Origin of the sequence: Bacillus cereus group sp. MYBK222-1, from assembly GCF_051916425.1 — a bacterium.
Taxonomy (GTDB): Bacteria; Bacillota; Bacilli; order Bacillales; family Bacillaceae_G; genus Bacillus_A; species Bacillus_A paranthracis.
Genome location: NZ_JBQAGP010000001.1, coordinates 2,117,579 through 2,132,239, shown reverse-complemented (window position 1 = coordinate 2,132,239; position 14,661 = coordinate 2,117,579). Strand labels below are relative to the sequence as shown.

Sequence of the window (14,661 nt, the reverse complement as noted above, 5' to 3'; positions counted from 1 at the left end):
TTTTATAAATTCTTCATCTGTAACCAATTATAGAAAAATTATATGAATCCATAGTTTTCATACAGGTTGCATGTAAAAACTTCTTTTTCTCTCAATGTTTTTTCTTTTCCTTATAGAATCCTTATAATTATCATTTATTCTAGAATTACAATATACGAGGAGGAAGTTTAGGATGAATGAGATTATGTTAGAAACAAAAAATCTTTGTAAAACATTTAGAAAGCAAAGTGTCGTACAAAATATTTCGCTTTCTGTACCGAAATATTCAATCTATGGATTGTTAGGTCCTAATGGAGCGGGGAAATCGACCACTTTAAAAATGATAACAGGCATGCTTACACCCACTTCTGGTGAGATTTACTTTGATGGTCATAAATGGACGCGGCACGATCTACATTCTATTGGTGCTTTAATTGAGTCTCCTCCGCTTTATGAAAATTTAACAGCAAGAGAAAACCTGCAGGTTCGTACGACTGTTTTAGGTTTGCCTAAATCAAGGATTGATGAAGTATTGCATATTGTGGAGCTAGAGAATACAGATAAGAAAAAAGCGAAGGATTTTTCTATGGGGATGAAGCAACGACTGGGAATTGCGATTGCATTGCTGAACCATCCGAAATTTTTAATATTAGATGAGCCGATGAATGGACTGGATCCTTTTGGAATTCAGGAATTAAGAAAACTCATTCTATCCTTTCCTGGAAAAGGAATTACGGTCATTTTATCGAGTCATATTTTAAGCGAAGTAAGTCAAATTGCAGATCATGTTGGGATTATATCAGGTGGTGTATTGGGGTATCAGGGGAAATTGAATAAGAATGATGACTTGGAAGATTTATTTGTACAAGTGGCTGGAAAGTATAGAAGGGAGGCATAAGAAATGAATCTATATATTGCATCTGAAAAAATTAAAATTAGACATACTTTTTTGAATAAACTTATATGGCTAGTTCCATTTGCTACAATACTAATTGCCTTTTTATTATCGGCGGATTATTTTCAATTATCTAGTTACAACTGGTGGTACATTACGATGCTTCCGGGAATGGTTTCTTTAAGTTGTGTACTTCTTGCGGAGAAAGATAAAAAAATGAATAATCGTTCCATTTTATCGTTACCAGTTTCATTAAAACGAGTGTGGATTTCTAAAGTATTACTAATTTTAGGGATTTTGAGTTTTTCATGCATACTGTTTTTCTGTGGAATCGAGTTATCTAGTTTACTAGTAAATAAAGAGAATTTCCGCATCATTCCTACGGTAAATGCACTATTAGGAAGCGTTCTTTTAATCGTTACTTTTATGTGGCAAATTCCAATCTGCTTGTTTTTAGGTAACAAAATAGGTCTATTTCCGACGCTTCTGTTGAATGTAGGGGCAAATGGAATTTTTGGAGTTGTATTGGCAACAAAAAATATTTGGATGATTAGCCCATACACATATCCAAGTAGACTGATGATCCCTATTTTGAAAATACTACCAAATGGTTTGTATGCAGAAACCGGAAGTGTAACGTTTAAACCAGAACTACTTTCCTACGATGTGATTTTGCCAGGCATAGTAATTTCTGTTGTGTTGTTCCTGTTATTTACTTATGTGACGGCAAAGTGGTTTGAAAAGCAGGAGGCAAAATAATATGGCGGTTTTGTCGAGGATATTAAGAGCTGATTTTATAAAAATGAAACACACGATTTTTTTCTGGATACATGTAGCGATGCCAATCATCGGTATTGCTCTTTTTTTAAGTTATTATTCCTTTTCAAAATTTGATTCTATAAATAAAGTTTCAGGCTATATACAAGTATTATCGATATCTTTTCCGTTGCTAATTAGCATAGTGTGTTCTTCTGTCGTGGAACAGGAAGCTTTGGCAGGAAATTTTAAAGAACTTTTATCAACGGAATACGGAAGACGTAAAGCGTTAATTAGTAAAGTATGTTTACTTTTAATATGTGGGTTTTGTTCCACTATGTTGGCAGTCGTTGGGTTTGCGACAGGTTTTCATTTTCTGTTAGGACAAAATGAAATTCCATTTGCTTTGTATGTTGAAATTTCCTTCATTCTTTTTAGTTGTCAAATCTTTATGTATATATGGCATCTGTTCTTAAATTTTCGCTTTAGTAAAGGTGCTTCCATTGGGATTGGAATTATAGACAGCTTGCTGGCAGCTTTAATGCTTACAGGGATGGGGGATGTAATTTGGAAATACATGCCATGCGCATGGGGCGCGAGATTATGCAATTATTTTTTGGGATACAAATTAAGTTCTAGTTCTATTCGTGTCTTACCAGTAGAAGCAGCAACTGGAGCAGTGATTTGTGTTTGTTTCACGATCATTGCATTTGTTATTTCTCTTATGTGGTTTTCCTTTTATGAAGGCCGTAAAGAAATGTAAGTACATTTGTATTATAATGGAAGCGAGAGGAGGGATTTTATATGGCAAGAATATTAGCAATTGATGATGAAGAAGGCATCCTTTATATTATAAAAAGTGCTTTAGAGAAAGAAGGCCATGAGGTAACTGCTGTTAGTAATCCTCTTACTATACCAAAGGAGAAATTTTGTCATTATGATTTAATTCTATTAGATGTCATGATGCCAGAAATAGATGGTTTTACACTTTGTAAGGAAATACGGGATTTGGTTGATAGTCCAATTGTATTTCTAACAGCCAAAACAATGGAGAAGGATCTAATCACAGGGCTTAGTCTCGGTGGAGATGACTATATTACAAAACCTTTTGGAATTGGAGAACTGCGTGCGAGGGTATCCGCGCATGTAAGGCGTGAGCATAGAGAAAAGCAAAATGCATTTTTCCTGTCAGGTCTTACATTTCATCTGTCATGTAAAGAAATATGGCATGACGATACATCTATCGCATTTACGAAAAGTGAGTATGGAATTTGCGAATATTTAGCTTTGAATCATGGACAAGTATTTTCAAGAGAAAAGATTTATGAAAATGTTTTTGGTTATGAGGGAGAAAGTGATAACCAAGTAATTGTGGAACATATTAAAAATATCCGTCATAAATTATCTAAGTATGGCATGAATCCAATAGAAACAGTATGGGGAATTGGTTATAAATGGAGAAAGTGAAAAAGCAAGTCAATCTTAGTAAGATTTTAATACAGTATATTTTTGCATTTTCAATAGGGACGATTGCTTTAGTGACTTTTTTTATGATTCTATTCCAAGTTGGAGTTAACGCAGAAATAATCTTACCAGCAAATTATTATGAAAAACAGATTGAGTCGCAAAGAGATGCTATAGTTAAAGCGGAACAGGAAGATGATCAAATTTTAAAACAATATAAATATGCTCTGTATGATTTTTCAGGAAACGTTATACAAGGGAGTATTAATAAAGATTATGCAGGACAAATATGGAATAACATACATAATGATGAAAAAGGTGACAGTACGTACTACTATGCAATTATAGAACGCGATAAAGATATTTGTGTCATTCTATATACGTTACACGCTACTTTTAAAAATCCTATTTTGCAGAAGTATTTACCGAGTCCGGAAGTTTGTGAAATTGTTCTTTTTATTCTACTATTTGTTGCCGAAGTGATATTTCTATCTCGCTCTTTTGGTAAATCATTGTCAAAGGAAATGATGATTTTGAGAAAGGTAACAGATAAAATTCAAAAGGAAGATTTAGATTTTCAAGTGGAACAATCTAAAATAAAAGAAGTGAATGAAGTATTAACTTCTTTAGTAAAAATGAAAGATGAATTAAATCATTCGTTACGTACACAGTGGAATATGGAAACAAATAGAAGAGAGCAGATTGCTGCTTTGGCACATGACATTAAAACGCCGTTAACGATATTGAGAGGAAATGCAGAGCTATTAAATGAATCAATGCTAGATTCAAATCAGAAGAAATGCAATGAGCATATTTTGAAAAGTATTGATGAGATGGAAATATATATGAAATCTTTACTCGATATTACGAAATGTGAGGAAGGCGCTCCACTTCAATTCAAGCAAACAGATCTCCGAGACTTTATTCATAATATTATAGAAGAAAGTGCAATTTGTGTTTTAGGCAAACAGTTAAATCTAATTGAAAATGTTCAGGACATACCAAATTTTATTCCTATTGACGAGACCGCTTTGAAAAGAGCAATTATGAATATAATGATGAATGCAATTGAATATTCTCCGACAAAGGGTGACTTGATGTTCTCAGTGGAAATGATTAGTGAAAAACTGCAATTTATTGTAGAGGACTCGGGAAGAGGGTTTACAGAAGAGGAAATGCATTCAGCTACAGAGCAGTTTTATAGGGGAGATAAAAGTAGAAACTCCAAAGATCATCATGGAATGGGGTTATACATTGCTAAAAGCTTTGCAAAGCAACACGGTGGAAATCTTTACTTAAGTAATTCGAAAAAGCTGTACGGTGCAAAAGTTGTTTTGGAAATATCAGCGAAGTAGAGGGAGGGGGGCAGATTATAACAATTCGCTCCTTTTTAATATACTTCTTTTACAACTATATGTTAAAAATTCATTTATAAACTAGAGATAACCTCAACCTATTTGTAATTTATATGTACGTTCTTAATTTGTTTGTAAGGAAAGAGGTTTTTAATTTACAGACTTATCGGAATTATGTAAAGTGTAGATAAAACCATAAAATGGGGTGTTCTTTATGTGTACTAGTTTGACATTAGAGACAAAAAACGGTCAGCATCTTTTTGCAAGAACGATGGACTTCACATTAGATATGAATCAAGAAGTAATAATCATTCCTCGACATTACCAGTGGAATAATATAACTGGTGAAATCATTAATACGAAACATGCTACGGTCGGAATGGGAATTAATCATCAAGGAAGGATCATTATGGCGGACGGAGTAAATGAAGCAGGTATGACATGTGCAACACTCTATTTTCCAGGATTCGCTACTTATAGTCAAAGCATAGATGACAATAAAACGAATTTAGCTCCATTTGATTTTGTAGCTTGGAGTCTTACACAATTCAATTCTGTCAAAGAGTTAAAGAAATCTGTAGATAGCATTACCTTTTTGGATATACCATTACCGGATTTAGGACTTACGCCACCGCTACATTGGATCTTAGCGGATAAATGGGGAGATTGCATTGTACTGGAGCCGACAAATGAAGGATTAAAGATGTATGATAACCCACTAGGAGTGATGACGAATAGTCCGGAGTTTAATTGGCATTTGCAAAATTTAAGACAATATATTGGCCTTAAATCGCAGCCATTCGCGCCAACAGAATGGAGTAATTTACCATTAAGTGCTTTTGGCCAGGGCTCAGGCTCAATGGGACTTCCAGGGGATTTCACGCCGCCATCGAGGTTTGTGCGGGCAGCATATGGCAAACAAAACATTCAAGGTATAGATAGTGAAGAAGAGGGAGTATCCGCCCTTTTTCATATCTTATCAAATTGCGAGGTACCTAAAGGCGGAGTAATAACAGAAGAAGGTGCATTAGATAATACCATATATACAAGCGTAATGGGTATGGAGTCCGGAACATATTATTATCATACTTACGATTGTAGACAAATTATAGCTGTTCATTTATTTCATGAAAATTTAGATACAGATGAGATTAAAGCCTATCCGTTCCAACGGAAACAAAAAATATTTTATGAAAACTAAGTAGCTTTGAAACAATGTTTGGTGCATTTTTGAATATATATAATAGAGCAATAATGGTTTATATCATTCTTGGATGCTTCTTTAACTTTGGGATTTATCATAAATCTACTCCTTTCTGCAATGACTCCAACGAGTAGAATTTTGCTGCTAGGAGCATTGGCTAAGGAGCAGTGAAGGTGGAATTTATTTATAAATAGTAAAGAACCAAAAAGGTGTGGAAAATATCCATACCTTTTTGGTTCTTCTATTATCTATGTATAAAAAAGCGCTGTATATCAGCACTTTTTAAAAGTACATGAGTTGTATAAGAAAAACTTATATATTACCTATAACTATACAAGGGCTAATATAGATTCTTATTTGATTAATTGTTATAAGAGCCTATACGCTTATTTATTTTTATTATTATTAATTTTTTCCGTATATAGCACCTGCTCTTTATAATGCTTCTTAATTGGGAAAGTATGTGTACCAGAGCCGTTTTTGAAATTTTTATTGATAGGGTTTTTTAGCGGGATTGTTGTAGTTTCGGTAAATTCATATGGGTAGTTTATTTTAGATTTATCTTCAAACATGAAAATGCCTCCTTTTAGGATTTCCTGAATTCTTTACTATAACATGATATGCATATAGATTTTTTTTGGACTAGTTATTTATAGAGGTTAATGGAATTTAATTACGAAACTACTGAAATATTTTAAAGGAAAATAATTTGTGAAATATATGATATTGATTTTTGTTATTTGTTTGGGGAGGTGTTTTTGCATATATATTCGTTATAAATTGTTTTTATAATATGATTCATATAGGTTTTTCCTGATAATATAATGCGGAATATTATAGTGTTATTATGTTATTAGGAACATTTAATGCTGTTTCATAACTGAAAGGGAATTGAAAAAAAACTGAAACTTTTCTCATAAAAATTCAATCTAACTTGAAAAATGAAAGGAAAATGAAATTTTCCAAAAGATATTCTTTGTTAAGATAAAAAGCATACATAAATAAAGTGTTGACATATCTTAAAAATGTATTTTCAAGATATAGTGGGGGAAAAGATGAGAATAGAAAAACAATTAATAAAAAAGATGTATTATGAAACATTCCTAATGGAGAATGTAACAAAACCACCTCTTGACGTACTTGGAGAAGCTTATGTAAACGAAGAAAAAAATGAGATTTCTGATGGATCTTATATTCGTTTTGCGCAAGGTGAATTTTATTATCAGCATCAAGATTTTGAAGCAGCTATTTTTAAATGGGAGAAGGTTAGTAATGAATTAGCACCATGGGCACAAAAAAATATTGCGGATGCTTATTTCGAACTGAATCAATTAGCAGTTGCTGAAAATGTTTATACTTCCATTGCTACTGATAATATAATATTGATGACAGAAATTAGATTACAATTACTTTCTCTTTACATAGAGCAAAATAATTTTGAAGCAGCTTTCGCTGTTATTAAAGAAGCGGTTTCTTTAAATCCGGATTATCCGAATGTCACAAAAATTGCCCGTTCCTTTTATGAGGAACAACAAGATTTTAATAGTGCAGTAGAGCTTGCTGTGAATGAGTTAATTCGAATAGAATCTTATCCGTGGTTTGAGGTGTTAAAAGGATATATCGATAAAGGATTTACTAAACATATTTCACCAGATTATTTTTATGATGCATTAATTACATTAAATAATGTAGATCAAGTACAATTTACGCAAATGGTTTCATCACTTTGGAACAGTTATAAAAATGAACAAAATTACTTATTGTGGCTTAACACAATAAATGAATTTTTCTTACATATTGAAATAGAGTCGTCCGATATATGGGACAAAATTTCTTCTCTTTACGAAGAAACATACTTTGCATTAATTCAAGGGCAATATATGCTTAAACAATTACACGAAATCATTCCAAGTCTTTTAACAAATTGGTTAAAAGTAGTCAATCCGTCTTATGCTGTATTTCCATCAGCAGCTGTATTGGCATGGGATGAGATTTTTCCATCTAAAATAGATTCAGGCGATATACAACATGCGGAAAAGCTACTGTCATATTCTATGAATCATGTGAATGGTTTAGAGTACAGTCTACATCTTTTTGAATCTATTACACAGTGGGCACAAAAGAACAATATAGAAATAGGTCAACGATTTAGATGGTTAGTTGACGAACTTGCAGATTTAAGAACGAATCGTATTTTAGTAACAGGAACTTCAGGGAACGGAAAAACTACATTTATCAACTCTATATTAGGAGAAAATATATTAGAAAAATCAATTTCGAATGTAGTAGTTTTAAAAAATGATGCTCATACAGAAATTAACGCCATAACAGATGCTGCAATTACAACAACGGAAGATATCTCTGATTATCATAATATGATGTCTCAACACCATCAAACGTATAGAGATAGAGCATGTGTTGAATTTAAATTACCATGCAAATTTTTAAGTGAAAATAAACTTACATTTGTAGTTACACCTGGCTTTAATAGGAATAACGACACTAGGGATGAGGTATTTGAATATCTAAATTCCGTGGATGAATTATTGTTTGTATTGAATGCGGATTCACCTTTTACTGATAAAGAGCGTGATATTCTATTAAGCATTCAAGAACATACACCAAATTTACAAATTCATTTCTTATTAAATAAAATCGATAACATTTACAGTGAAGCAGAAGTGAAAAGAGTATTACAAGATACGGCAGCGAGAATAAACACATATTTCCCGCAAGCGAGAATTTTTCCTTATTCTTCGTTATATACAAGTAGTCAACAATTAAATGAGTTAACTGAGTTTATTCATTTTAACTTTAATTATAAAAATATTGATGCAGAACGTACTGAAAAGCTATTGTTCTTCATCCGAAAAACAATTACATATCTTTTAGCTAAACGCGTTGAGAAAGAAAACAATCTAGTGGATGCGATTAAGTGGAATGAAGATATGCTAGTGAAACTAAACGGTAGCATGAATAACCTTACTGCATTTGAGAGGGAAAAAATTCATTTCATTACAGAGTCATATCGTACAATGAAAACGGAAATTACGAATGATCTTACTGAAAATATACCGAAGGTATTACAGAGTTGTTCTGATTTAATAAGTGAAGAAAGCGATTTCGGTCACATGGATACGCAACTAAATAAAGCAATGAATGAAAGAGTGCATAAATATTTAGAACAAACGGTATTACCTCATCTTGCTCTTTCTATGCAAAATTGGATTGCAACTTCTCATAATGAGCTCCTTCAAAGTCAATCGTACTTAGAAGAACTTAGTGAAGGACTTAATTCTTTATTTGGAGAAAATCGAATACAGTTAGAATGTGACTTTAAAGTGTTGGATGACTGGCGCAGAGATACTGACAGAATGACGACTAGAATACAAATGGATGAAGTAAATATTTTACGTCGATTTACGCCAGCACAATTTTTACTGAAAAGTGCCGGTAAATTATTTGGAGTTCTTCCTAAAAATAAAACTATGTTATATAACAAATACAAACAGTATGTAGAAAATGAAGATTATACTGAGGTAACGGATTCTATTATGAAGAAATTTTTCTTGCAATTTGAGCTATTCGAAAACACACAAGAGCGAGATATTCATATCTTCTTTAGGAATCCATTTAACTCCTTGAAACAAGCTGTAGAAAATATGCAATTAGAAATACAAGAAAAACAAGAGATGTTACATAAAATGAAATCAAATCCTGAAGTTTATCATGATTCTATCATGCTCTTTGAATTGAGATTACGTCAATGTGAAGTAATTTTACATATGGGTGATGATCATACTTATACAGATGTAATTTTAGAAACAAGTGCAGAATAAAAGTAAAATATTTAAGATTTTTTATGTGAAATTGCATCACATGTTATAAGAGAGTAAAAGGGAGCAACTGTAATGAGTTGCTCCCTTTGCATATTCACATTATTTTTCAGTTTCTTTAATTTTAGTTTGTACTTCGCCAGTTTTAATTTTATTACTTTCTGAGAAACGTAGTAAATCTCCTTCAATAATTTTGTCAGACATTCGTAATTCATTTTGTGCACGGTTAATGAGTGCTTGAGCTTCTTTTTTTGGTAAATCTACAATTTCACCTGTTATGCGGTCATAGAAAGTGTTGTTTTTGTATGCATATTTGTCTGTAATGAAGCTACCATCACGTAAAACAACAAAACCGGTATATTCATCTGAAAACATATCATGACCAAAACGAATATCGTTCGTAGTATCAATCCCTAATAAATTGAGAATAGTAGGTTTCATATCGATTTGTCCCGTAGGCTTTGAAATCGTTTGACCTTCTGTTTGTCCAGGGACATGAATATATAAAGGTGTACGTTGTAAATTTAAAGTATCAAATTCTGTTATTTGATCTTTTTCTAAAAACTGTGCCATTGCACGATTATGTTTTTCAGAAATGCCATAATGATCACCGTATAATACAATAATAGAATCATCATACATTCCCTCGGCTTTTAAACGCTCAATAAATTTTTTAATTGATTCGTCTAAGTAACGTGCTGTTACGATATAACGATCAAATACGCCATTACCAGAGTTATATGGTTCAATGAATTTTGTATCTTCATCATACGTAAATGGATAATGGTTCGTTAAAGTAAGGAAACGAGCATAAAATGGTTGATCAACAGTTTTTAATATATCTACTGATTGATCAAAGTATTCGATATCTTTTAATCCCCAATTTAAATTAGTTTCGGGCGTAATTTTGTAATCAAGTTCATTATAGTAACGATCATAACCGAGAGCAGAGTACATGATATTACGATTCCAAAATGTTGCGTTATTCGCATGGAATACAGAAGTGAAATAACCTTGCTGACGTAAAATTTCTGGAGTCGCAGTATAATCATTGTTACCGTGTGTGAAGAATACAGCTCCTCGATTTAATGGATATAACGACGTATCAATTAGAAATTCAGAATCGGATGTTTTTCCTTGCCCAGTTTGGTGGAAAAAGTTATCAAAGTAATAGCTTTCATTTATGAATTCATTCAAAAATGGTGTAACTTCTTGTCCGTTAACTGTTGCGCCTATTAAAAAGGTTTGTAAGGATTCAAGAGTAACAACAATTACGTTTTTTCCTTTTGCTACACCAAACATGTTAGGATTCGGCTGACTTTCGTTTGCCTTCACGTAGTTTTCTGTTTCTTGTAATTTACTACTATCAGCAAGTGCCTTTTGTGATCCTGCTTTTACTTGTAGTGTTAAATCATATACTTGATGCGTGTATAGTCCTAAATTTTTAACAAGCATGACTCGGTCGAATGATCTCGTTAGTAATTCAGGTCGCTCTTTTTCTGCAAGATGTAGATTTGCAAAAAATACACCAATCGTTAAGAGAAAATATAACAAGCGTGCCGAATGAGTTACGCGCCCCGTTTGGAAGACTAGTGCCTTCTTCTTTAATAAAATAAAGAAGAAAATAATGTCTGCGAATGCGAGTATAATTTTGTAGTTCAATATTTCTATAATACTACCGCCTAATTGGCCAAAGTTTGATGTTTGTCCAAGTACTGGTAACGTAACGAAATCACTATAAAAATCATAGAACATTACATTCCCAACAAGTACAATTGTTAATAAGAAATTAATACATAGCGCGATATAATTTCGCTTTTCACCGGTTGCAAATAATGCGAATCCGACAAAAGCTAATGATGCAGCGAGTGGGCTAATAAATAAAATCAGCTCTTGTGTAGAAGACTCAATTTTTAAATCAAAACTGAACCTTGTAATAAGATATGTTTTTAACCATACTGCTAAAGCAATTATTAAAACAAAGCTTATATTTTGCATTTGTAAATTGATTTTATTTTTCATTTTTACTCCTTCTTTTTGTAATTTATTTAACTTGTGTTATATATTATGTTTTTATAACTATTAGAGTGTGCTGAACCATTTAGTTAATGGTTTCTAAAGGTAATAATATAAAGTATTCACATACGTACAATGAGGAATTTTAAAGCGTAAATCTATTTTTTAGAACAGAGCAGAAAAAGTCATAGTTATAGTAAAAAATACTTATAGACATCCTAACATATTAAACACTATGGTGATGTTACAAAATATCGAACAAATGAAGGTGGAACTGAATAGAGGCTTGTAAAACTATTGACATTCAATTTGTTAGAATTGAATGTCAATAGTTATATATACACGTTTATATTACATATGTATCTCATGAAATCTCGATTCCTTGTGGGATAATCGTTAGCGGAGGGAGGATAGTGATTTATGCTATTACTACATAAATAAAGCGTTGTGAAACTTAAAATATTTGATTGGTATCTTAATTATGCAATTAGATGTCAGATAAATATTTTCCAACATACAATCCACTTGCAGCAGCTTGAGATAATGAATGAGTGACGCCTGAACAATCCCCAACTAAAAATAGTCCATGTATACTTGTTTCAAAATGATTATTGAGTTTTATCGTAGGAGCATAAAACTTTCCGTCAATTCCATATAATAAAGTATCTGTATCGATCGGTTCTTGGATGAATTGTTCTAATCGTAATAAAAATTCTTTAAGTCCTTCAATATATAACGGAGGAATTTCTGTATTCAAATTTCCATAATCTCCTTGTAGCGTAGGTTGTATACGGTTATATTTCATGTCGTTCGCTATTGTAGGCTGTTTATTTAGTAAGTCCTCTAAGCGCTGTATAACAATCCGATCTCGTCCTTGGTTAATGTTTTTAATAATTGAACTTGCATATATATTTGCTTCTTTGAGAGTTGGAAAATAGCGCGGGATGAATAAAGTGAAATTTAAGTTAGGTGTGCCAGTTCCTTTCTCTCGAAAATTTTGACCGTCAGGCATAACTAAACCTTCTTCGTACTTTCTAATAATGCGTCCTTTTGGATTCATACAGTACGTAGTCGCTGTGAAATCCTCATGCTCATAAGAAAGTTTAGTCTCAAATGTATCTTTTAATATAGAACGTAATTGGTGTTCTTTCATCTCTACTCTAATACCTAAATCTACACGAGTTTGTTCCTGAGAAAGATGTAGAGAAGTGCACATCTCCTTTAACCAATCTGCTCCGGAACGCCCAGTTGCAAATACTAGTTGCCTAGATTGAAATGTTCCTTCATTTGTATCTATAGTAAAATGATCTTTCTGTTTCATAATATGTTGTACATCTATATGAAATTGTATATTTATTTTCGTAAGTAAAAATTCGTAGAGTTGCTGAAAAATTTCCTTTGAAAGGGTAGTACCAAGATGCCGTACTTCTGTTGTTAGCATTTGTAAACCACACGATTCAGCTCTCTTATTGAGATTTGGATTTTCTGTAGAATATTTTGAAACTGAATTTCCTCCGAACTGACATAGAATTTCATCTACTTCAGCCATAAGTTGTATAAAGCCCTCTTTACCAACTTTTTGCTCAAGTTCTCCACCAAATCCGTTTGTATAATTAAATTTCCCTTCAGATTTTCCTAAACCAGCAAATCCGAAATATTTATCACATGTAGTACAATTACACGCTTTTCCTTCGTCTAAAGGACAATGGCGAGCTCCTAGCGCTTTACCTTTATCAAGAATTAAAACTTTTTTGTTACTTTTAACTAGTGAATAAGCCAGAAAAATGCTACTTACTCCAGCGCCGATAATTGTAACATCATACATATTCTTTCACCTGCTAACGAATAGTTTGTTTTTTATTTTTTTAGTGTATAACAATTTTATGAAGGTAAGAAATAAATTTTATTAATAAAGGGGAGTTTTTGAACTTGATGCTTTTTTAATTTCTTAGAGTGATGAAGTAAATACAAGTGTCTTTATTTACAAGAAGAATTAGTTTTCAAAGACCACTATATCACATGATAAATAAATTCTTACATACAAAAAAACAGACCTTTTAAGTGAAGAGGTCTGTTAATGATTTTAAATGTTATTTAGCGAAGACGTGGTTACCAATTACTGCTACTGTTTGACGTGTCGTAATCCATTTGTCTGTTGATGTTTTCGGATTATAGAAATAAAGCCAATCAGAATGTATTCCATTTGTGGAGATAGCCTCTTCTACAGCCATTTTTGCTTCTGCGCTTGCAGGTTGATTAATTCTTCCATCTGTAACAGGAGTAAATGCATATCCGTATTTAATAGGTTCATAAATAACGCCTGTTATTGTATTTGGAAACCCATTTGCATTTACACGGTTTAGTATAACTTTCGCTACAGCCACTTTTCCTCTATATGATTCTCCACCTGCTTCAGCGGTAACTAAGCGTGCCATTAAGTCTTTTTCTTTTTCTGAAATGCTTGAGTTGATTTTCAAATGTTGTCCTGCATAGAGCTTGTTTCCGACTGTATTGTTAATTTGTTTTATAGATTGAACGGTAACATTGTAACGCTTTGCTATCGTTTCCAATGAATCTCCCGGTTGTACTTGATAAATAATTTGCTCAGAAATGTTCGCAGGTTTGGCGTTTTGGTGAACAGTGGTTTCATTTGAGTTGACGGAACCTGGAATATGTAACTGTTCGCCAATGAAAGTTTGATCGTTTCCTTTATGGTTAGCCTGTTTAATGGATTGTATTGAAACGTCGTATCGTTTACTAATGCCCCAAAGTGTATCATTCTTTTTTACTGTATGAATGGTAGAAGCCTCAGCTGTACTTTGACTACATACGAATGTAATTGCAGCCGCAGATAAAGGGATTATATGTTTTATTTTTAATAATTTCATTGTAAATCCTCCTAAGAAAAAATTAAGGTGAAGCTGTTAAGTACTGTAGTTCAAAATGTCTATATATAATATTTTAATGTAAGTATATTAGCACATATAAAATAAATAATCATTATAAGTTTCTTATTTATGTAGTGTAGAGTCCGAATATGAAATATTGCATATGAAAATCCGTTGAAGTTCATATTGCTGATTACTATAATCTATTTAGTAGAGGGGGGATATGTTATATAAATAAAATTATTATAGATTAATATAATGATTAAAT

General features: G+C 32.4%; 11 protein-coding genes. 7 read left to right on the top strand and 4 right to left on the bottom strand.

Annotated features, from left to right (window positions below):
- Positions 1-172: 172 nt before the first annotated feature.
- The 6 genes from ACTFR9_RS10935 to ACTFR9_RS10910 all read left to right on the top strand — a co-directional run bounded on the left by ACTFR9_RS10935 (position 173) and on the right by ACTFR9_RS10910 (position 5,650).
- Complete coding sequence (locus ACTFR9_RS10935; RefSeq protein WP_001002802.1) at positions 173-877, top strand: lantibiotic protection ABC transporter ATP-binding protein; 705 nt, start codon at positions 173-175, stop codon at positions 875-877.
- 3 nt (positions 878-880) lie between these two features.
- A complete protein-coding gene (locus ACTFR9_RS10930; RefSeq protein WP_001055399.1) occupies positions 881-1,633 on the top strand; it encodes a lantibiotic immunity ABC transporter MutE/EpiE family permease subunit in 753 nt (250 codons plus the stop codon).
- 1 nt (position 1,634) lies between these two features.
- Positions 1,635-2,393: a lantibiotic immunity ABC transporter MutG family permease subunit gene (locus ACTFR9_RS10925; RefSeq protein WP_000279844.1), complete on the top strand. Its 759-nt coding sequence runs from the start codon at positions 1,635-1,637 to the stop codon at positions 2,391-2,393.
- Between the two features lie 41 nt (positions 2,394-2,434).
- Complete coding sequence (locus ACTFR9_RS10920; protein WP_000101086.1) at positions 2,435-3,097, top strand: response regulator transcription factor; 663 nt, start codon at positions 2,435-2,437, stop codon at positions 3,095-3,097.
- Positions 3,085-4,449 (top strand): sensor histidine kinase, encoded by a 1,365-nt coding sequence (locus ACTFR9_RS10915; RefSeq protein WP_000416686.1) that lies wholly within the window; start codon positions 3,085-3,087, stop codon positions 4,447-4,449. The genes ACTFR9_RS10920 and ACTFR9_RS10915 overlap by 13 nt, the downstream gene beginning before the upstream one ends.
- Before the next feature lie 214 nt (positions 4,450-4,663).
- Positions 4,664-5,650: a choloylglycine hydrolase family protein gene (locus tag ACTFR9_RS10910; RefSeq protein ID WP_440048967.1), complete on the top strand. Its 987-nt coding sequence runs from the start codon at positions 4,664-4,666 to the stop codon at positions 5,648-5,650.
- A 389-nt stretch (positions 5,651-6,039) separates the two neighbouring features.
- On the opposite strand, the gene ACTFR9_RS10905 is transcribed toward ACTFR9_RS10910, so the two are convergent.
- Positions 6,040-6,225 (bottom strand): hypothetical protein, encoded by a 186-nt coding sequence (locus ACTFR9_RS10905; protein ID WP_000461128.1) that lies wholly within the window; start codon positions 6,223-6,225, stop codon positions 6,040-6,042.
- A 453-nt stretch (positions 6,226-6,678) separates the two neighbouring features.
- Between ACTFR9_RS10905 and ACTFR9_RS10900 the strand changes: the two genes are divergently transcribed.
- Positions 6,679-9,492, top strand: coding sequence for a dynamin family protein (locus ACTFR9_RS10900; RefSeq protein WP_142242786.1), 2,814 nt, complete (start codon positions 6,679-6,681; stop codon positions 9,490-9,492).
- A gap of 99 nt (positions 9,493-9,591) precedes the next feature.
- Here the strand turns inward: ACTFR9_RS10900 and ACTFR9_RS10895 are convergent, their stop codons facing one another.
- From ACTFR9_RS10895 to ACTFR9_RS10885, 3 genes are all read right to left on the bottom strand, one after another.
- Positions 9,592-11,511, bottom strand: coding sequence for an LTA synthase family protein (locus ACTFR9_RS10895; RefSeq protein ID WP_048550030.1), 1,920 nt, complete (start codon positions 11,509-11,511; stop codon positions 9,592-9,594).
- Positions 11,512-11,992: 481 nt separating this feature from the next.
- On the bottom strand, positions 11,993-13,330 hold the full coding sequence (locus tag ACTFR9_RS10890; protein WP_103141511.1) for an NAD(P)/FAD-dependent oxidoreductase: 1,338 nt from the start codon (positions 13,328-13,330) through the stop codon (positions 11,993-11,995).
- 265 nt (positions 13,331-13,595) lie between these two features.
- Entirely contained in the window at positions 13,596-14,393 is a 798-nt protein-coding gene (locus ACTFR9_RS10885) for a cell wall hydrolase (RefSeq protein WP_000771015.1), read from the bottom strand.
- Between the last annotated feature and the right edge of the window lie 268 nt (positions 14,394-14,661).

Excerpts from the sequence above, each read along its gene's own strand:
- ACTFR9_RS10895 (WP_048550030.1), bottom strand. The coding sequence starts at position 11,511 with ATGAAAAATAAAATCAATTTACAAATGCAAAATATAAGCTTTGTTTTA.
- ACTFR9_RS10890 (WP_103141511.1), bottom strand. The coding sequence starts at position 13,330 with ATGTATGATGTTACAATTATCGGCGCTGGAGTAAGTAGCATTTTTCTG.
- ACTFR9_RS10935 (WP_001002802.1), top strand. The coding sequence starts at position 173 with ATGAATGAGATTATGTTAGAAACAAAAAATCTTTGTAAAACATTTAGA.
- ACTFR9_RS10885 (WP_000771015.1), bottom strand. The coding sequence starts at position 14,393 with ATGAAATTATTAAAAATAAAACATATAATCCCTTTATCTGCGGCTGCA.
- ACTFR9_RS10920 (WP_000101086.1), top strand. The coding sequence starts at position 2,435 with ATGGCAAGAATATTAGCAATTGATGATGAAGAAGGCATCCTTTATATT.
- ACTFR9_RS10910 (WP_440048967.1), top strand. The coding sequence starts at position 4,664 with ATGTGTACTAGTTTGACATTAGAGACAAAAAACGGTCAGCATCTTTTT.
- ACTFR9_RS10930 (WP_001055399.1), top strand. The coding sequence starts at position 881 with ATGAATCTATATATTGCATCTGAAAAAATTAAAATTAGACATACTTTT.
- ACTFR9_RS10915 (WP_000416686.1), top strand. The coding sequence starts at position 3,085 with ATGGAGAAAGTGAAAAAGCAAGTCAATCTTAGTAAGATTTTAATACAG.
- ACTFR9_RS10905 (WP_000461128.1), bottom strand. The coding sequence starts at position 6,225 with ATGTTTGAAGATAAATCTAAAATAAACTACCCATATGAATTTACCGAA.
- ACTFR9_RS10925 (WP_000279844.1), top strand. The coding sequence starts at position 1,635 with ATGGCGGTTTTGTCGAGGATATTAAGAGCTGATTTTATAAAAATGAAA.
- ACTFR9_RS10900 (WP_142242786.1), top strand. The coding sequence starts at position 6,679 with ATGTATTTTCAAGATATAGTGGGGGAAAAGATGAGAATAGAAAAACAA.